General features: G+C 40.9%; 17 protein-coding genes and 1 rRNA gene. 4 read left to right on the forward strand and 14 right to left on the reverse strand.

What is annotated here, in order from left to right; translation table 11 throughout:
• Positions 1-110: ribosomal RNA gene (locus K1I43_RS11020) — 16S ribosomal RNA — on the reverse strand; the annotation flags it as partial.
• 197 nt (positions 111-307) lie between these two features.
• Positions 308-1,180: a nucleotidyltransferase-like protein gene (locus K1I43_RS11025; protein WP_019418544.1), complete on the reverse strand. Its 873-nt coding sequence runs from the start codon at positions 1,178-1,180 to the stop codon at positions 308-310.
• A 111-nt stretch (positions 1,181-1,291) separates the two neighbouring features.
• Here K1I43_RS11025 and K1I43_RS11030 point away from each other — a divergent pair, with 111 nt between their 5' ends.
• Positions 1,292-1,654: a YgzB family protein gene (locus K1I43_RS11030; protein WP_009360872.1), complete on the forward strand. Its 363-nt coding sequence runs from the start codon at positions 1,292-1,294 to the stop codon at positions 1,652-1,654.
• A 23-nt stretch (positions 1,655-1,677) separates the two neighbouring features.
• Here K1I43_RS11030 and perR read toward each other — a convergent pair whose 3' ends face one another.
• The 6 genes from perR to K1I43_RS11060 all read right to left on the reverse strand — a co-directional run bounded on the left by perR (position 1,678) and on the right by K1I43_RS11060 (position 5,787).
• Complete coding sequence (gene perR / locus K1I43_RS11035) at positions 1,678-2,121, reverse strand: peroxide-responsive transcriptional repressor PerR (RefSeq protein WP_026011847.1); 444 nt, start codon at positions 2,119-2,121, stop codon at positions 1,678-1,680.
• A 183-nt stretch (positions 2,122-2,304) separates the two neighbouring features.
• Positions 2,305-2,766: a thioredoxin-dependent thiol peroxidase gene (gene bcp, locus K1I43_RS11040; protein ID WP_019418546.1), complete on the reverse strand. Its 462-nt coding sequence runs from the start codon at positions 2,764-2,766 to the stop codon at positions 2,305-2,307.
• A gap of 10 nt (positions 2,767-2,776) precedes the next feature.
• Complete coding sequence (locus tag K1I43_RS11045; protein ID WP_019418547.1) at positions 2,777-3,175, reverse strand: potassium channel family protein; 399 nt, start codon at positions 3,173-3,175, stop codon at positions 2,777-2,779.
• 42 nt (positions 3,176-3,217) lie between these two features.
• Positions 3,218-4,003, reverse strand: a complete 786-nt coding sequence (locus K1I43_RS11050) for an ABC transporter permease (protein ID WP_009360868.1) — start codon at positions 4,001-4,003, stop codon at positions 3,218-3,220.
• 4 nt (positions 4,004-4,007) lie between these two features.
• Positions 4,008-4,799: an ABC transporter permease gene (locus K1I43_RS11055; protein ID WP_009360867.1), complete on the reverse strand. Its 792-nt coding sequence runs from the start codon at positions 4,797-4,799 to the stop codon at positions 4,008-4,010.
• Positions 4,792-5,787 carry an ABC transporter ATP-binding protein gene (locus tag K1I43_RS11060; protein WP_009360866.1) on the reverse strand — a complete coding sequence of 332 codons (996 nt, stop codon included), beginning with the start codon at positions 5,785-5,787 and terminating at the stop codon, positions 4,792-4,794. Before K1I43_RS11060 ends, K1I43_RS11055 begins: the two co-directional genes overlap by 8 nt.
• A gap of 133 nt (positions 5,788-5,920) precedes the next feature.
• Here K1I43_RS11060 and K1I43_RS11065 point away from each other — a divergent pair, with 133 nt between their 5' ends.
• The 3 genes from K1I43_RS11065 to K1I43_RS11075 all read left to right on the forward strand — a co-directional run bounded on the left by K1I43_RS11065 (position 5,921) and on the right by K1I43_RS11075 (position 13,160).
• Positions 5,921-7,216 carry a glutamate-1-semialdehyde 2,1-aminomutase gene (locus K1I43_RS11065; RefSeq protein ID WP_009360865.1) on the forward strand — a complete coding sequence of 432 codons (1,296 nt, stop codon included), beginning with the start codon at positions 5,921-5,923 and terminating at the stop codon, positions 7,214-7,216.
• Between the two features lie 263 nt (positions 7,217-7,479).
• Positions 7,480-11,949, forward strand: coding sequence for a glutamate synthase-related protein (locus K1I43_RS11070; RefSeq protein ID WP_026011848.1), 4,470 nt, complete (start codon positions 7,480-7,482; stop codon positions 11,947-11,949).
• Between the two features lie 137 nt (positions 11,950-12,086).
• Positions 12,087-13,160, forward strand: a complete 1,074-nt coding sequence (locus K1I43_RS11075) for an FUSC family protein (protein WP_019418551.1) — start codon at positions 12,087-12,089, stop codon at positions 13,158-13,160.
• A 31-nt stretch (positions 13,161-13,191) separates the two neighbouring features.
• On the opposite strand, the gene nikC is transcribed toward K1I43_RS11075, so the two are convergent.
• The 6 genes from nikC to ntdP form a co-directional block, all read right to left on the reverse strand.
• Positions 13,192-14,085 (reverse strand): nickel transporter permease, encoded by an 894-nt coding sequence (nikC, locus tag K1I43_RS11080; RefSeq protein WP_019418552.1) that lies wholly within the window; start codon positions 14,083-14,085, stop codon positions 13,192-13,194.
• A 15-nt stretch (positions 14,086-14,100) separates the two neighbouring features.
• Entirely contained in the window at positions 14,101-15,105 is a 1,005-nt protein-coding gene (locus K1I43_RS11085) for an ABC transporter permease (RefSeq protein ID WP_009360861.1), read from the reverse strand.
• A 65-nt stretch (positions 15,106-15,170) separates the two neighbouring features.
• Positions 15,171-16,775, reverse strand: coding sequence for an ABC transporter substrate-binding protein (locus tag K1I43_RS11090; RefSeq protein ID WP_019418554.1), 1,605 nt, complete (start codon positions 16,773-16,775; stop codon positions 15,171-15,173).
• Positions 16,776-16,823: 48 nt separating this feature from the next.
• Positions 16,824-17,792: an ABC transporter ATP-binding protein gene (locus K1I43_RS11095; protein ID WP_019418555.1), complete on the reverse strand. Its 969-nt coding sequence runs from the start codon at positions 17,790-17,792 to the stop codon at positions 16,824-16,826.
• Positions 17,767-18,780: an ABC transporter ATP-binding protein gene (locus K1I43_RS11100; RefSeq protein WP_026011849.1), complete on the reverse strand. Its 1,014-nt coding sequence runs from the start codon at positions 18,778-18,780 to the stop codon at positions 17,767-17,769. Before K1I43_RS11100 ends, K1I43_RS11095 begins: the two co-directional genes overlap by 26 nt.
• Positions 18,781-18,972: 192 nt before the next feature.
• The gene (gene ntdP, locus K1I43_RS11105) at positions 18,973-19,503 is read right to left on the reverse strand and encodes a nucleoside tri-diphosphate phosphatase (protein WP_009360857.1); all 531 of its coding nucleotides are present in this window, start codon (positions 19,501-19,503) and stop codon (positions 18,973-18,975) included.
• Between the last annotated feature and the right edge of the window lie 13 nt (positions 19,504-19,516).

Here is a 19,516-nt window from a genome sequence, read left to right on the forward strand (position 1 = left end):
CCGTCCGCCGCTAACGATCCAAAAGCAAGCTTTTGAATCGTCCGCTCGACTTGCATGTATTAGGCACGCCGCCAGCGTTCGTCCTGAGCCAGGATCAAACTCTCCATAGAAAAGTTATCCTTAGCTTCTGTACGCTTTTCGCTTCGTTCAGTTTTCAAGGAACATCTTGTCGTTTTTGAAGCGACTTTTTCATGTTATCATATCATGTTTTTCGATGTCAACATTTTTTATTTTTAACCGTCGCTACACCTCAGCAGCGACGATTAAAAATATATCACGAACATTTTTAAACGTCAACACCTTTTCTTTATTTTTTTTCGACCATGTAATGTCTATGAAACACACCTTGTCCTTTTGTTACAATTTTTTCAACAGAAAGTATATGTTTTTCAACTAGAAATTCAAGCAAAATAGTTAAATCAACGCCGTATACTGCCAACTCTTGTTCATTGAGCAAATCCGCCATAGACCATGACGTTTCTTTTTTCTCAAGCACGTGTATAAGATGACTTGCTCCTTGTTTCAACTTCGAGTGGATAAAAAAATCACTTGCTAAAAATAACAATTGCAATCGTTTATCAAGCGGTTCTTCACTTCCAACTAACTCAGCATATAGTTTATGAACTTGTGGCTCAATATGTTTTACTTGGTTCCATACAGTTACTTCAGGATAAAAACCATTTTCGATAATAGATAGACGAGCTAAATGATGAAGTGCATGTAATACGTGATTGTACGCATCAAGCCATTGATCTTTTTCAAAAAAACTTCGTCCTTCTATGTATCGACGTACTAACTTAGCAAATTCTATTCCCATCTTTACTTTTCTTTCTTCTATCGGAAACTGCAATAAACGTTGCCGCCATTGTTCGATATATTCATTCCGATCAAATAACACTTTCCCATTTAACAACCAATTCATCACTTTTCGATTTGAACCGAGCAGCACCCATTCTTTCACTTGACGTTCATCTACAATGTGCAAAGATGCACTCTTTTCTTCGAACGCATAATGTTTGATAAAAATCGGTTCTTCCCCTTCTCGAACGATAACAAATAAAACGACATCAAACAAATCCGTCTCCGGAGAGTAATCCGACCCTTTTTCAATCATTAAAATTCCAAGCGTTTGCGGATGACTAGCTCGCTCTTGGTAAATCGGACGCAACACATCTTCCATAAACCGATTCCTCCACTTTTCAACATTGTTTGACCGTATTCGACAATTTCAAAAAAACTCCTGCTTATCATTTAAAACTTATGTTATAGTTATGCGTAGGAGGAGATAAATGTGGGTGTGAAATATTCAAGCAAGATCAACAAAATTCGTACGTTTGCGTTAAGTTTAATTTTTATCGGATTTTTCGTGATGTATGCAGGTATATTTTTCCGCACATCACCTATTGTTATGACGTTATTTATGATTTTAGGATTGTTGTTTATTATCGCAAGTACAGTCGTCTATTTTTGGATCGGAATGTTGTCAACAAAAACGGTACAAGTCGTCTGTCCTTCATGCAATAAAGTAACAAAAATGCTAGGACGAGTCGATGTATGTATGTACTGCAACGAACCGCTTACACTCGATCCAACCCTTGAAGGAAAAGAATTTGATGAAAAATATAATCGAAAAACAAGAAACAAAAAAAGCTGATAGCCACGTCGCTACCAGCTTTTTTAATGATGCCCTTTTTGACAGTCCGGACACGTTCCATAAATCTCCATCCGATGATGACTAACTTTAAATCCTGTCACATGCGCCGCTAAATCTTCGACTTCATCTAAGCCTGGGTAATGAAAATCAACAATTTTTCCACACGTTTCGCAAATCACATGATAATGATGTGTCGTAACAAAATCAAAACGACTTGACGCATCACCGTACGTTAGTTCTTTGACAAGACCGACTTCTTTAAACACACGCAAATTGTTATACACAGTTGCGACACTCATATTTGGAAATTTTCCTTCCAAAGCTTTATAAATTTCATCCGCTGTTGGATGGGACATGGACTGAATCAAATATTCGAGTATCGCATGACGTTGCGGTGTAATACGGACGCCGGTTTCTTTTAACGTGTGAAGCGCTTCTTTTAATTGGTGTGCGTGCGTCACCGTCATGCACCTCACTTTCATTTATAAAAATTATAATTATTACTTTATAATTTTTATAAATAGTGTACAAAAAAATGAAACCGTTTGTCAATTGTATTTTTAGGTAAGAAAAAAAGGCGACTCTTGAAGAATCGCCGCATACATATTTGAGGAGGTGTGTGCTCTACTATATCGTACGCAACGATCCTTTTATTTGTTTGAGCCAATCGCCTCTTTTAAAGCGTTCAACACTTCTTCGACATGCCCATTTACTTTTACTTTTCTCCACTCTTTCACGATTTGACCGTTTGGATCGATTAAAAACGTCGAACGCTCAATCCCCATATACTCTTTCCCAAAATTTTTCTTTAACTTCCATACGTCATACGCCTTCGCTGCGTCTTGTTTTTCATCAGCAAGCAGCAAAAACGGCAAGCGATGTTTTTCAATAAATTTTTTATGCCGAACAATCGAATCAGGGCTAATACCGATTACAACCGCCCCGAGTTCCTCAAATACTTCATGATGATCGCGAAAATCACAAGCTTCTGTCGTACATCCTGGCGTCATATCTTTTGGATAAAAATACAATACGACATACTTCCCACGAAATTGCGACAATGTCACGTTTTCCCCATTGCTTGCTGGCAATGTAAAGTCAGGCGCTTCCATATTTCCCCTCCTACCTTCTTTCTACATCCATTACTGTTCGAACAACAAAAGCGGCAGGTAGCGCATAGCCGAGCAACGCTTCGACCATCGCAATCCACCGGCCGATTCCAATCGGCACAATATCCCCATAGCCGACCGAAAGCAATGTGACTGCACTAAAATATAGGCTTGTTTCGACATATTGCAAAAAGTTAGAGGTCTCTATATTCTTCCCATTTTCCATCATAACAACATGTCCATTTATATGCAAAATCGTATATACAAGCGCAAAGCCAATCATCGTCGTTGAATACACAAATAAAATGGCAATAAAGTTTTTTATCGAAATGACAGAACGCTTCGTCTGCCAAAATGAGAAAAAGCTCATACATATGATAAAAACAATAACCCCAATCCATACATACGTCACAACATCCCCTCCTGTCCTCATATATACGAGAGGATGTTTAAATTAATTCCCCGCACCGCGATAACGTTTGACGCCCGCATTCCATAACAGCACCGACAACGTAAAACAAACAATCCCCATCACCGGCGTCAAAAACGAGTACGTATACCATTCCGTTTTACGTAAAAAATACGCTGACGGATATACACCAACAAACGCAAACGGCAAAATCCATGTTAAAACGTAGCGAATAACACGATTGTAAATATCGACAGGGTATCTTCCGTAATTCCCGATGTTGTACATCATCGGCATAATCGAACTGCGTGCGTCAGACCAAAAACTAATGCTTGCTAACGAAATAAAAATACCTGCATAAACGAACGTTCCCCCTAAAACGAACAACACAAATAAAATGACATCATACCAATGAAACGATAAATGTAATCTTGATGCGGCATAACCCATAACAACTAAACCAGTAATTCCTCCAAGAAGCGACTCTAATTCCATTCGTTCAAGCACAATTTGGAACAAACTATGCACAGGGCGGGTTAATACACGGTCCATTTCCCCGCGCACAATATATCTTTCGTTAAAATCCCAAATATTAAAAAACGCAGCAAACAAAGCAAACGGTACTAAAAAGAAGCCATAAATAAAAATAATTTCATCGCGCGTCCATCCATTTAATAATTGCGTATGTCCAAATACAACGAGGATAAAAATTAAATTCACACCTTGAAACATTAAATCAGACAAAAACTCAACAAACAAATCGGTACGATATTGCAACTTTGTTTTTACATATTGACTCATATATTGAAAAAAAATCGATACATAAAACATATGTTCACCCCCCTTGAATGATGAGTTTTCGTTTGGCTGCTTTCCATAATACATAAATTGGCATGATTAATACGACACACCAAACCGCTTGAAACAACATCCCTTTCATCGCAGCATCTCCTGTAAAGCTTTCCGTAAAAATCATACTCGGAATGTAGCTGATCGCTTGAAAAGGCAAATAGTGCATCACATGTTGTGCCCATTCGGGATAAAAGCTAATGGGTAAAATAAGCCCTGAAAATAAATCAATAACAAATCGTTTGGCGCGAAGTAACCCTTCTCCATTTAACGTAAAAAACGTGACCATCCCAGCTATTAAATTGAGCTGAGAGTTAATAATAAAACTAAGCATTGTCGACAAAGCAAAATATCCCCACGTATGAACATTCGTTGTAAATTGGAGTGAAAAAACAAATGTGACAATGACCATGCCGGGAAGCGAAAAGAAAATGAGTCGGAAAATCCCTTCTCCAAGCCCTTGCATCGTTTTCATAATCAAATAGTTGTACGGGCGAATAAGTTCAATCGCCACTTTTCCTTCACGAATTTCCATCGCAATTTCACGATCAATGTTATTAAAATAAAACGCTCTTGCCATCCAAGCAATCGCGACATACGTCGTCATTTGTTCCACTGTCATTCCTTGAATAGATGACTGCCCTCCATAAATGGCAGACCATAAAAAATAATACGCGCCAATATTAATGCTATAAATAAAAATGCCGCTATAATAATTCGTGCGATAAGCTAACATCATTAAAAAACGCATACGAATCATCTCAATGTATTTACCCATGGTGAATCCCTTCTTCGTAAATGTTGCGAATAATTTCTTCCGTCGATACTTCGCGAATATGAATATCTTTTAATTCATAGGAGGAAACGACTTTTCCAATGACATGCGCCATATCTGCGGCACGAACATGCGCCACCCAACTATATCGGTCCTCTCCTTGTTCCCATGCCGTATCAACGAGCAGCATAAGCTCTTCTTTTGAGACGATATCGCGAAATTGAAAATGAATTTGCTTTCCTTCTCCCCAATTTTGCTTCAAATGTTGCAATGATCCGTCGTAAATGATTTTTCCTTCGTCAAGCATAATGACGCGTTCACAAAGCGCTTCAATATCTGTCATATCGTGCGTCGTTAATAAAATCGTCGTATTGTATTTTTCATTAATTTCTTTTAAAAATTGACGAATTTTTAACTTGACAAGCACATCTAAACCGATCGTCGGCTCATCTAAAAATAAAAGTGGCGGATTATGAATGAGCGCAGCTGCTAATTCACAGCGCATTCGCTGACCGAGCGATAACTTGCGCACAGGCTTATCAAGCAACGGACCAATATCTAACGTTTCAATCACGTGATCCATATGTTCGTTATAATCTTGGTCGGAGACACGATATACTTTTTTTAACAATCGAAATGACTCTTGCACGGCGATATCCCACCATAATTGTGATCGCTGTCCAAACACAACGCCGATCGTCTGCACGAAACGTTCCCGCTCTTTATGCGGATTCATCCCATTTACAACAACTCGTCCAGATGTCGGCGTTAAAATTCCTGTTAACATTTTTATTGTCGTTGATTTACCTGCCCCATTTTCTCCGATGTAGCCAACCATTTCCCCTTGTTTAACAGTAAACGAAATATCGTCGACAGCCCGAATCATTTTATAGTTTCTCGTAAATAAATCACGAAACGCCCCAGCTAACCCAGAACGGCTAGAGTACGACTTAAATTCTTTTCGTAGTTTTTCTACTTCAATCGCATACATGTTTCTCACCTCTCATGAAATCACTATTTAATAGTGTAACGAAAATGTTTAAACTCAACAAATGGTGTGCTCAAATAAATGTGATAAAATAAACACCATGAAAGAAATTTTACATAAAAGGAGGAGGCTTCGCGTGAATTTTACGAAGTCTGAACAATTATATCAAGAAGCGCTTGAACATATCGTCGGTGGTGTCAACAGCCCTTCTCGTTCATATAAAGCTGTCGGAGGCGGTGCACCCGTCGTAATGGAAAGAGCGCAAGGGGCATACTTTTGGGATGTAGACGGCAATAAATATATCGATTATTTAGCGGCGTACGGCCCTATTATTACCGGACATGCTCATCCACACATTACAAAAGCCATTCAACATGCGGCTGAAAATGGTGTTTTATACGGGACGCCAACACCGTATGAAATTACGTTCGCGAAAATGTTAAAAGAAGCGATCCCTTCCCTAGAAAAAGTACGTTTCGTCAATTCAGGAACAGAAGCTGTCATGACGACGATTCGTGTCGCACGCGCTTACACCGGTCGTGATAAAATTGTAAAATTTGCAGGTTGCTATCACGGGCATTCCGATCTCGTTCTTGTTGCGGCTGGTTCTGGCCCATCTACATTAGGTACACCTGACTCAGCAGGCGTACCAAAAAGCATCGCTCAAGAAGTCATTACTGTTCCTTTTAATGACGTAGAGGCTTTTAAACAAGCGATGGATCGTTGGGGAAGCGAAGTAGCTGCCGTTCTCGTTGAACCAATTGTCGGTAACTTCGGGATCGTTGAACCGAAACCAGGCTTTTTGCAAGCGATCAACGACATCGCTCACGCAGCTGGAGCCCTTGTCATTTATGATGAAGTCATCACTGCTTTCCGTTTTATGTATGGCGGTGCTCAAAACTTGCTTGGAATCGAACCAGACTTAACAGCACTTGGAAAAATTATCGGTGGTGGTTTACCAATCGGTGCATACGGCGGTAGAAAAGACATTATGGAACAAGTGGCTCCACTTGGTCCTGCTTACCAAGCAGGAACGATGGCGGGAAATCCTGCATCCATTTTAGCAGGTATTGCTTGTTTAGAAGTATTACAACAAGAAGGCGTATACGAACATCTCGACCACCTCGGTGCGATGTTAGAGGCTGGCATTTTAACACATGCGAAAACATACGATATTCCTATTACAATTAACCGCCTAAAAGGAGCGCTCACTGTATACTTCACGACAGAAAAAGTAGAAAACTATGAACAAGCGGAACGGACAGATGGGCAGATGTTCGCAAAGTTTTTCAAACTTATGCTTCATCAAGGCATTAATCTCGCCCCTTCGAAGTATGAAGCATGGTTTATTACATTAGCTCATACAGAAGAAGATATTGAATACACAATCGAAGCGGTAGGACGCGCATTTAAATCCTTAAAAAACGAATAAATATACAATTATAACGAGGTAGGAAATCCATTCCTCCCTCGTTTTTTATGCTCAAAGACAATGTAAACGCTTACATTTTTCGTGAACGTTTTGTTACATGAACTGAATATTATATCCAAAAATATGAATAAATAATTGATTTTCTTCTGCAAACATGCTAATATAGACTATAAAATTCAGAAAATTTTATTTCTTAAAAAAGTTTTGTGTGGGAGGTGGCGAAGGCGAGAAGCGAGCAACAAGCCGCTTACAAGCCGCATGCTATGAAACAACGGTGGAATCCAACTTCATTTCAACATTTTTATGAGCACGAACACGATGCGTGTGGAATTGTCGCTGCGGTTGAAAAACGACGCATTCCGACAAAGGAAAACATTACAACATGTATTAACGCCCTCGTCACAATGAATCATCGCGCCGGATTCATCAATGGTGAAGGAGATGGCGTCGGTATTCATATTGACATTCCGAAAGCGCTTTGGAAAGAAAAATTTGCTGCTGCCCATCTTGATCCTCAATTCGTCGACCGCGACGATTTTATTGTTGGCCATATATTTATTACGCGAACAACGAATGTCGAAGAGAAAAAAGCACGTATGCGTCAATTGTTTGATCAATTTCATCTCAATCTTATTTTTGAATCTGATCGCGTGACCTCTTCTTCAGCGCTCGGTCCAATCGCTTTACGCGAAGAACCTGTATTTTGGCAAGTAGCCCTTTTACCAAACAAAAATGAAACGTTATCTAAAATGTTATTTGAATTAACGATTGAAATAGAAAAAGATGAACATATTCATGTCGCCTCTCTTAGTAACCATCATGCCATTTACAAAGTGATGGGAGCTGGAGATATTTTACCAAAATATTATCACGACTTAGCGAGTCCACTTGTCGCATCTACGATGACGCTTGGCCATAATCGCTATTCAACAAATACACTATCCAACTTTTTCCGTGTACAACCGTTTAGCGTCTTAGGTCATAACGGTGAAATTAACACGATTGCTAAACTACGTGAAGAGGCAACAATGATCGGTGTTCCATTGACAAACGGCGGAAGCGATTCGCAAGACTTGAGCCGAACGATGGAAACACTGATTTATCGTGATGGCTATACGTTATTTGAAGCGATGGACTTTTTATTTCCGCCAATTGTAAATGAAATAAAAAACTATCCAGCACATTTACAAGATTTATATACTTACATTCGCGAAGCTTGGGGACATTTCGCCCAAGGCCCTGCAGGCATCATTTCTCGCCATGCAGACGAAGCAGTATTTAGCGTCGATGCGCTCGGATTGCGACCACTTTGGAAAATTGAAACAGAACACCGTTACGTATTTGCATCTGAGCCAGGCATTATTCCTGTATGCGAATATACGGGAGAACCAAAACCACTCGCGCCGGGAGAAAAAATCGGCTTAAAATGGCAAGCGGATGGAACAATTCGTATGTATGAATACGCAGATTATCAACAAGAAGTATACAATCGCATTCGAAATCGTTTAAACATCGAAAATATGCGCCAACGTCTCCAAACGCCAACGTTCAAAACGTATGTGCTTATGGCCCAACCAACAAAAGTGCATAACGGACAATATGCAGCATTCGGTTGGGATCGTGAACATATTCAATTGCTCGAACAAATGGCAGAAAAAGGCGCAGAGCCTATTCGCTCGCTCGGTCACGATGCTCCGCTTGCAGCAATCGATCCTGAACGAAAAAATATTGCTGATTTTATAAAAGAAAGTGTAGCTGTTGTGACAAACCCTGCCATTGACCGCGACCGTGAAACAGAACATTTTTCTACACGCGTTGTCGTCGGAAAACGACCAAGTATCGTCTCAAACGAGGAACGTCCTTACACAGTCGAGCTTCTTTCACCTATTTTAATCGAAGGAAAGCTCGGAAATGAATGTGCAGAAATGTTGCAGCAACCATCGTACGATCAACTCGTTCATACATTTGAAGAAAAACAATTGACATACTTTATATCAGCCACATTTTTTGAACATGAAACGATTCCAACGGCACTCGCCCGTTTAAGCGAAGAAGCATGCGCAGCTGCGGCAAACGGAAAAACATTGCTTGTCATTGACGATGCAAAAGCGCATCAAAATGGTCATTTATGGATCGATCCACTTCTTGTTATATCGGCGATCGATCAAGCGTTAACAAAAGCGCAATTGCGGAGAAACTGTTCGCTTCTTCTTCGTTCTGGAGCGATTCGTTCATTGCATGATTTCATCGTTGCATACGGACTTGGCGCAAACGTCATTAGCCCATATTTAATGTTTGCGACAGTTGCTGATTCGTCCACTCGACCAGCGATCCATTTGTTCCAAGCGTTAAATAAGGGGCTTGAAAAAGTCATTTCAACAATCGGTATTCACGAATTACGCGGATATAGCCGTCTCTTTTCATCGATCGGCTTGCATGAAGAAGTCGCAGCTGTATTAAATATTGTTAACTTTTTTGGTTCTGATTCGCTTGCCCAAAATTTTGAAGCATTAAAACAAGACGCTATCGCACGCGCAAATGATTTTGAAACAGAACAAGCAAAGTTGCGCAAAACATTTCACGTCTTTCCACGCATTTGGAAAGCGATTGGCGAGGTGGCACAAACAGGCTCATACGATCAATATCGCGAAAAATTGACGGAAATCGAAACAGAAACGCCAACAGCTATTCGTCATTTAACAGATTTAAAACAGGCCGACGTGCCAGCTAAAAAAGAACACGTGGACATTTCTGTCGGCGAACATAGCTTGCCTTTTGTTATCGCTTCGATGTCATTTGGTTCGCAAAACGAAATTGCGTTCCGCGCTTATGCAGAGGCAGCGAACCGTCTTAACATGATTAGCTTAAACGGTGAGGGTGGCGAAATTAAAGATATGCTCGGCAAATATCCGCGCACGCGCGGACAACAAGTCGCTTCTGGACGATTTGGCGTCAATGCTGAACTGCTTAACTCATCTAATTTACTAGAAATTAAAATCGGGCAAGGAGCAAAACCAGGTGAAGGTGGTCATTTGCCAGGGTCGAAAGTGACAGCTAAAATCGCTGAAGCTCGGAACGCAACGATCGGCTCTGATTTAATTTCACCGTCAAACAACCATGACATTTACTCCATTGAAGACTTAGCACAAATGATTGCTGAATTAAAAACAGCAAACGACCAAGCGAAAGTCGCTGTCAAAGTGCCAGTCGTCCCTAATATTGGAACGATTGCTGTCGGCATCGCAAAAGCTGGTGCGGACATTATTACGCTAAGCGGCTTCGACGGTGGAACGGGAGCAGCACGCATTCATGCCATTCAACACGTTGGCTTACCTGTAGAAATTGGCGTCAAAGCAGCGCACAACGCGCTCTTAGAAGCCGGATTGCGCCACCAAGTTGAAATTTGGGCAGATGGCGGCATCAAAAGCGCGATGGACGTGATCAAAGTGATGCTTCTCGGCGCCAACCGCGTTGGCTTCGGTACATTAGCGATGATTGCGATCGGATGTACAACATGTCGCGGTTGTCATTTAGATACATGCCATGTCGGAATCGCCACGCAAATTGAATCGGAAGCACAAGCGAAAGAACATGGTTTACGCCGTTTCGTTCCGAGACAATTCGAGCAAGCGGTACAAAACTTAGTTCGCTTCTTTACAGCATTTGGTGAAGAACTAAAAGCGCTCACCGCCTCGCTCGGCTATACGAACTTACAACAGCTTGTCGGTCGCTCTGACTTGCTTGAACAAACGCGCGGACGCGATCGGATGAATTTAGCGACGTTATTAAAACCATTAGAAATCGGTCAATGGTATCAAAAAGAAGTCGCGGCGACATCAGAAGAAGGAAAACTGGCCGTTGCAGCTGGGGCTGAATATTTAGATTATCATGTTGAAGACTTACATCGTTCACGCGAATTTTCAACTGTCACAGCTGAACAACGCGTGCTCGGCAGCCGCGTCGCATGCCATCGTGTGCGTGGTCGATTAGACGGATCTTATAAAAAGCTGCCAAACATATCTCTTCGTTATAAAGATGGATCTGTACCCGGCAATGGACTCGGTGCATATAACGTCACTGGCATTCATATTCACGTTGACGGTGGAACGCAAGACGGAACCGGAAAAACATCGCTTGGCGGCGGCATTTTCGTCTTTAAAGCGAAAGGAAAAGACGGAAAGTTTTACAACGGCTCAGTCGGAAAAGGATTTGGCTACGGAGCGCAAAAAGGATTGCTCATTGTGCAAGGAAACGCTGACGCACGCGCAGGCATTCGCTTATCAGGAGCGGATATGATTATCGGTGGTCAAGTGACAAAACCAATCCCTGAAGTTGAACACGGCAATATCGGTGTTCACGCAAACATTAAAGGATTTGCCTTTGAATATATGACAAACGGACGCGGACTCGTTCTCGGCGACCCAGGTCCATGGATTTGTGCAGGGATGACAGGCGGTGTCGTTTATTTACGTCACCAACCAGAAATGGGCTTAACGAAAGCAGCCCTTGAACGCCGAATCGCCAAAGGCGCAAACGTCTCGATTCAGCCACTAAACGAAAAAGGAAAAGCAGACGTCAAAGAACTACTTGGCACATATATTGATTTACTTATCGAACATGAACAGCATGAAGAAGCAGCAACACTTCAACCGTTGTTGCAACAACCAGAGCAACACTTTTTCCAAGTCATTCCGAAAAAAGAACAAGCCGATCCATCCGTATCGACGGAATAAACGTAAAAAGAACTGCCTCAAAAAAATGGGGCAGTTCTTTTAATTTTTTTCCTTTTATCTTGATATACTGATGAAAAACATGTATATTTGTTTGTTGTTCTAACAAGATGATGAAAAAGAAAGGAATTTGAGCGACGATGAGACTTGGAGCCCGCGTCTTTAAAACCGGGATTGCGATTACATTTGCATTAGTTTTAGCGAAACTGTTGCAGTTGCCTTCTCCTGTGTTTGCTGGTATTTCAGCTGTATTTGCGATGCAGCCAACGATTTACCGTTCATATTTATCTTTAATTGAACAAGTGCAAGCAAATGTCATTGGTGCGGTTTTCGCGATCGTTTTTACGCTTGTTTTCGGACACGATCCATTTATTATTGGACTAACCGCTATTTTAGTCATTGCGTTATTTCTTCGTCTTCGTTTAGAATCTTCTATTTCTGTTGCGCTTGTGACAGTTATTGCAATTATGGAATATACCGAAGAACACTTTATTGAATTTGCGCTTATTCGCTTTTCAACAATTATGTTAGGCGTGTTTGCAGCATTTATCGTTAATTTAGTATTTCTTCCGCCAAAGTATGAAAAGAAGCTATACACGAAAATTGTAGAATATACCGAACATATTTTGAAATGGATTCGCATGAATGTACGGCATGCATCTGAACATCATTTATTAAAAGAAGACATCGAAAAATTTAAAGAAAACATGATGAAACTAGACCAACTTTATTTGCTTTACAAAGAAGAACGGACATATTTTTGCAAGCATAAATATAGCAAATCACGTAAACTTGTGTTATATCGCCAAATGATTGTCGCAACAAATCGGGCGCTAGAAACGTTAAAATTGTTGCATCGTTTAGAAAACGAGCTAGCACATACATCTGCTGAACTTCAAGACGCCATAAAAAACGAACTCGACTGTTTGTTAAATTATCACGATCAAATATTGCTAAAGTTCATTGGGAAGGTAAAGTCTGATCCACAATCACAATTCGTTACAGAAGCGTGCTCTGGAAAAAAAGGATTAATCCACTCGTTTTTAAACCATTATGCTCAACAAAGCATTAAGCAAGAAAATTATCAACTGTTCCCACTTATCGGAGCGATTATTGAGTATAGCCATCAACTTGAACATTTAGACACGCTGATCGAAAGCTTCCATCATTACCATAAAGAAGAGCACGTCGTCCCCACCCCAGAGCAAGAATAAAAGATGTCCCGACATACCAACGGGACATCTTTTAGCTTTTCATACGCGGATCAAGCGCATCGCGCAATCCATCCCCCATTAAGTTAAATCCTAATACTGTTAACATGATGGCCAATCCCGGAAAAATCATCGTCCATGGTGCTTGCGTTAAATATGCTTTTGAATCAGCTAGCATTTTCCCCCATTCCGGGTTTGGTGGCTGTGCTCCTAATCCAAGAAATCCGAGTGCTGCCGCTTCAATAATAGCCGTTGCGATCGCAAGCGTGCCTTGAACAATAATAGGCGCCATACTATTCGGCAAAATGTGGTGGAATAAAATGCGCGCATCACTCATGCCAATTGCTTTCGCCGCTGTAATATACTCTTCCTGTTTAATGCTTAATACACGCGAACGAATGAGACGCCCGAAGTTCGGAATGTTAATGACCGCGATCGCAATGAGCGCATTTTTCAACGATGGTCCTAAAACCGCTACAATGCCAATCGCTAATAAAATGCTCGGAAATGCGAGCATAATGTCAAATATGCGTGAAATCACCGCATCAACCCATCGTCCATAGTATCCTGCGACAATCCCAAGCAAAGAGCCGATGACAACCGAACCTAACACAGAAAAAAATCCGACCCATAACGAAATGCGTGCTCCATAAACGACACGAGAAAAAATGTCTCGTCCAAAATCATCTGTTCCAAATATATGATCTTTCGATGGTGCTTGCAAACGCATGGATAGTTGTTGGTCGTTCATATCGTACGGAGCAATAAACGGTGCGAAAATGGCAAGCAAAATGAAAAATAGCACAATGCCACTTCCGATGAGTGCCATTTTATTTTTTCGAAAACGAATCCATCCTTCTTTCCATAACGATGTTGCTTTTTCTTCTTGTTGTACAACATTTCCCTCGTTTCGTGCCAGCTCAGCCAATGCGCTCCCCTCCTTTTAGTTATATTTAATTCGCGGATCAATTGCAGCATATAGAAGGTCAACAATTAAATTAATAAAAATAAAAATCATCGCAACAATTAAAATGCCTGATTGAATGACGGGATAATCGCGATAGCCAATCGCTTCATAAATGTACCGACCAATTCCCGGCCAACTGAAAATCGTTTCCGTTAAAATCGCCCCGCCAAGTAACAACCCCATTTGTAAACCGATGACTGTCAATACAGGAATGATCGCATTTTTTAACGAATGCTTGTACACAACCCAAAACATGCTTAATCCTTTCGCACGTGCCGTACGAATATAATCCGACTTCATCACTTCAAGCATGCTTGAACGAGTCATACGAGCAATAATAGCCATTGGAATTGTCGCTAAAGCGACACTCGGAAGCACTAAGTGTTGCAATGTTTGAAAAAACTGATCTGTATTTCCTTGAATTAACGTATCAATGACATATAAATGGGTAATCGGTTCAATTGGATTTCGTACATCTTCTCGTCCAGATGTCGGGAACCAATCTAAGTTAATCGCAAAAATCCATTGCTCCATCAACCCGAGCCAAAAAATAGGCATCGAAACCCCGATCAACGCTAAAACCATCGCAACATAATCAAACCAAGAGTTTTGAAACCATGCGCTAATAATACCTGCATTGACACCAATCACCACAGCAATGAACATCGCTGCAAGCGACAGTTCTAATGTCGCCGCTAAATACGGCCAAATTTCTTGTGAAACCGCAACCCCCGTGCGAATGGATTCCCCTAAATCCCCTTTTAATAATCCGCCAAGATATTTCATGTATTGAATGTACCACGGTTGGTCTAATCCGAGTTTATGCGTTAACGCCTCTACCGCTTCTTTCGTCGCCTTTTGTCCTAAAATGACTTGCGCAGGATTTCCCGGAATGGCACGAATCATAAAAAATACGACGAGCGACATGCCAAGCAAAACAGGAATGACCGTTAAAATGCGTTTGACTGTATATGAAAACATACGTTTCACTCCTTTCTGACATGATGGAAAGGGAGAGGATTCCCTCCCCTCCCTCAACACAAATGTTATTTAAACTGTACTTTTGTAAATTTATCCGTTCCAGTCGGATGCGGATTAAATCCATCAATGTTTGCCTTACCTGCTAATAACGGTGTTGAGTGTACGAGCGGAATCCATGGTGCGTCTTCTTTAATAATTTCTTGTGCTTTTTTGTACAATTCGTTTCGTTTGTTTTCATCGCTAACTGTTTGTGCTTCGATTAAAATGTTGTGTAACTCATCGTTTGCATAGTACGTGTAGTTGTTGCTGCCAATGCTATCTTTATCAAGCAACGCATATAAGAAGTTGTCTGCATCACCGTTATCGCCCGTCCAACCGAGCAAGAAGGCGTCTGCTTCTCCTTTTGCCACTTTATCTAAGTATGTCGCCCATTCATACGTAACGATTTTTGCTTTTACGCCAATTTTTGCGAAGCTTGCTTGTAACGCTTCGGCTACTTTTTGTCCATCTGGCATGTATGGACGTGGAACAGGCATCGCCCATAATTCCATTTCAAAGCCGTTTGGATAACCAGCTTCTGCAAGTAATTGTTTTGCTTTTTCTAAATCATACGGATAGTCTTGAATCGCGTCGTTGTAGCCAGGAATGCTTGGCGGTAATGGGTTTTTCGCCGGTTGTGCTTGACCTGCATAAAACGCATCAATAATCGCTTGTTTATCTACCGCATGATTCAACGCTTGACGAACGAGTTTATTGCCTAGTGGACCGCGTGTAACAGTTAATCCGACATAACCGACGTTCATCGAAGGACGTTTAAACACTTGGAAATCTTTATTTCCTTCTACTTGAGCTAAATCAGAAGGATTCAAATCTTCCATAATATCAATCTCGCCTTTTAACAACGCATTGAGGCGTGCAGAGTTGTCTGGAATCGATACGAAAATTAACTTATCAAGTTTTGGATGACCTTCTAACCAATATTCCTTATTTTTCTCAAGCACGATGCGTTCATTGCGCTTCCACTCTTTAAAGACAAATGGACCTGTTCCAACAGGATTTTCACCGAATTTGTCGCCATATTTTTTAATTGCTTCAGGGCTAGCGATCGCAAACGGTACCATCGCAAGATTTTTTAAGAATGGCGCTTGCGGACGTTTTAAAACGAACTGCACCGTATGTTCATCCAACGCTTTTACTTCTTTAATGACATGCCCTTCATCATTTTTGTATCCACCAAACATTGAGCCATAATAAGGGAACGTATCTGCATTCCCATTTGCCCAACGTTCAAAGTTAAATACAACAGCTTCTGCGTTAAAATCTGTTCCGTCATGGAATTTTACACCTTCACGAAGCTTGAACGTGTACGTTAAGCCATCGTCAGAAATCGTCCATTCTTTCGCTAATGCTGGTTGAATCGTTGTATCACCATCGTTATAGTCTAGAAGTGTGTCAAAAATGTTTTTTGTTACTTTAAACGATTCACCATCTGTCACTGTTGCTGGGTCTAACCCAACAGAGTCACCGCCGCGTCCATAGACGAGCGTCGTTTGCTTTTCAGCTTCTTCCGTTTTGCCTCCACCTGTTTGTTCCGACTTGCCGCAACCTGCAAGTGCAGTCGCTGCTACAAGAAGAAACATAAGCATGGTTAATAACCATTTTTTCTTCATTTCTTTTCCCCCTTAGTGAATAATATATATTTCATCACCTAGCCATCTTTATGTATAAAGATGGCAGGCGACGTAATGCCCATTTCCAACTTCTTTCCATTCTGGTTTTATCGTTTTACAAATATCCATACATGCTTGACATCGTGTATGAAAAGCGCAACCTGTTGGTGGATTTGATGGACTCGGTAAATCCCCGGTAAGCAGTTGCTTTTCTTTTTTATATTCCGGATCTGGAATCGGAACAGCTTCAAGCAACGCTTTTGTGTACGGATGTTTCGGATGGCGATATAGCTCTTCGCTGCTAGCGAGTTCAACCATTCGTCCTAAATACATGACGCCAACACGATCGCTAATATGACGCACGACACCAAGGTCGTGAGCGATAAAAATATATGTCAAACCAAACTCTTTTTGTAAATCTTCTAGTAAGTTGAGCACTTGTGCCTGAATGGACACATCTAGTGCTGAAACGGGCTCATCCGCGATAATGAGCTTCGGTTTCGTCATCAATGCGCGAGCGATACCGATACGTTGTCGTTGTCCTCCGCTAAATTGATGGGGATAACGTTTCGCATGATAGCTACTTAATCCAACAACTTCTAACATCTCCCGCACCTTTTTTCGTCGCTCTTCCTTTGACCCAATTCCATGGACGATCAGCGGTTCTTCTAAAATTTTTTCTACTGTATGGCGCGGATTGAGCGATGCAAACGGGTCTTGAAAAATCATTTGCATATCGCGACGCACTTTTCTTAATTGTTGGGGCGATAGTTTTGTCACTTCTTCCTTTTCAAATAAAATAGATCCTTCCGTTGGCTCAATAAGCCGCATAAGCATACGCCCCGTCGTCGATTTTCCGCAGCCGCTCTCCCCGACAATGCCTAGCGTTTCTCCTCTGTACACAACGAACGATAAATCATCGACCGCTTTCACTTGACCAATTTGTTTATTAAATAAACCTGCCGTAATCGGAAAATATTTTTTTAACCCTTTAACTTGTAGTAACGGTTCGTTCATGGATGACGTTTTCCTCCTTTGTATACAAAAAACAACGCGCGCGATGGCCTTGTTCTACTTCGTATAAATCAGGATTTTGGGAAAAGCACCGCTCAAATGCTTGCTCGCATCTTTCCGCAAAACGACAACCTTGTTTAATCGAGCCCGGCTTCGGTACGCTTCCTGGAATAGAATATAAACGTGCTTTCCTTTCCCGAATATCTGGAACAGAACGAATAAGTCCAATCGTATATGGATGTTTTGGATTTCGAAAAATCGTTTGAACATCCCCTTCTTCAATGATTTTTCCCGCATACATAACAACGACGCGATGACACATTTCAGCGACGACTCCTAAATCGTGTGTGATCATCATAATCGCTGTGCCGAATTGTTCGTTTAACTGTTTCATCAAATGTAAAATTTGTGCCTGAATCGTCACGTCTAAAGCAGTCGTTGGCTCGTCTGCAATTAATAAAGATGGATTGCATACCATCGCCATCGCAATCATCACGCGCTGCCGCATGCCTCCTGATAGCTGATGCGGATATTCATCAATGATCTCCTCAGCACGAGGTAAACCGACAAGTTTAAGCATATCAATGGCTCGCTTTCGCGCTTCTAATTTGCTTATTTTTTCATGAATACGAATCGCTTCAATCATTTGGTTACCGATCGTAAAAAGCGGATTTAACGACGTCATCGGCTCTTGGAAAATCATCGCTATTTCATTCCCGCGTATTTCTTTCATCCTTTTTTCCGATGCTAGCACAATATTTTCATGTTTAAACCATATTTCTCCATCTGTAATTTTTCCGATTCCTTTTGGCAACAATCCCATAATAGAGAGCGATGTAACACTTTTTCCACAGCCCGATTCACCGACAACGCCTAAAATTTCGCCTTTATTTATGTAAAAGTCTACGCCATCAACCGCAGGAACTTCCCCTTCGTCTGTGAAAAAGCATGTTTTTAAGCTTTTTACTCGTAAAATCGCTTCATCTCCCACGGAAGCCACTCCTTCTATATACAGAAAATTTATATTTTTAAAATAATTTTTATGTTACGTTTCAAATTATTACACGAATATTAAAAAAATACAATACAAAAATTCAAAAAATTTAATCATTGTTTATAAAAAATAAAAAACAACGGCCATTAGTAAGTAACCGTTGTTTTTTTGTTCATGTATGTATCATTTTCACTTTCTACACATAATAAACTTTTTATACCAATGTTCAACTACTTCAGGGGCAAACGGTCCCTTTTTCTCTTTAATCCATTGAATTAATTTTTGAACATTATTTTTTAAAACTTTATCAATAATTTCAGGGTAGTTCATTTGTTCGCGATGGCGCTCATATTCATCGCGATCTAATATGTCGTATTGACCGTTCGGAAATACTTTAATATCTAAGTCATAATCGATATATTTTAGCGCTTCTCCATCCCAAACGTAAGGCGAGCTAATGTTGCAATAGTAATACACCCCTTCAGCACGAATCATCGCAATAATGTTAAACCAATGTTTTGCATAAAAAAAACAAATGGCCGGCTCACGCGTCACCCACGTTCTCCCATCTGCTTCCGTCACAAGTGTACGATCGTTGCCGCCAATCACTTCTTCTTCGCTTCCTTTTAACACAACGGTTTCTTTCCATGCACGATGGATATGGCCGTCATGTTTATAACTATGAATTTGAATGATCGCCCCTGTTTGTGGATATTCCATACACATTCCCTAC

Source organism: Anoxybacillus sp. ST70, from assembly GCF_019553625.1.
Taxonomy (GTDB): Bacteria; Bacillota; Bacilli; order Bacillales; family Anoxybacillaceae; genus Anoxybacillus; species Anoxybacillus gonensis.

Coding starts and splice junctions, on each gene's coding strand:
- K1I43_RS11055 (WP_009360867.1), bottom strand. CDS start 4,799: ATGGGTAAATACATTGAGATGATTCGTATGCGTTTTTTAATGATGTTA.
- K1I43_RS11085 (WP_009360861.1), bottom strand. CDS start 15,105: ATGTTTTCATATACAGTCAAACGCATTTTAACGGTCATTCCTGTTTTG.
- ntdP (WP_009360857.1), bottom strand. CDS start 19,503: ATGGAATATCCACAAACAGGGGCGATCATTCAAATTCATAGTTATAAA.
- K1I43_RS11090 (WP_019418554.1), bottom strand. CDS start 16,775: ATGAAGAAAAAATGGTTATTAACCATGCTTATGTTTCTTCTTGTAGCA.
- K1I43_RS11070 (WP_026011848.1), top strand. CDS start 7,480: ATGAAACAACGGTGGAATCCAACTTCATTTCAACATTTTTATGAGCAC.
- K1I43_RS11060 (WP_009360866.1), bottom strand. CDS start 5,787: ATGTATGCGATTGAAGTAGAAAAACTACGAAAAGAATTTAAGTCGTAC.
- K1I43_RS11075 (WP_019418551.1), top strand. CDS start 12,087: ATGAGACTTGGAGCCCGCGTCTTTAAAACCGGGATTGCGATTACATTT.
- K1I43_RS11025 (WP_019418544.1), bottom strand. CDS start 1,180: ATGGAAGATGTGTTGCGTCCGATTTACCAAGAGCGAGCTAGTCATCCG.
- K1I43_RS11095 (WP_019418555.1), bottom strand. CDS start 17,792: ATGAACGAACCGTTACTACAAGTTAAAGGGTTAAAAAAATATTTTCCG.
- bcp (WP_019418546.1), bottom strand. CDS start 2,766: ATGGAAGCGCCTGACTTTACATTGCCAGCAAGCAATGGGGAAAACGTG.
- perR (WP_026011847.1), bottom strand. CDS start 2,121: ATGACGGTGACGCACGCACACCAATTAAAAGAAGCGCTTCACACGTTA.
- K1I43_RS11050 (WP_009360868.1), bottom strand. CDS start 4,003: ATGTTTTATGTATCGATTTTTTTTCAATATATGAGTCAATATGTAAAA.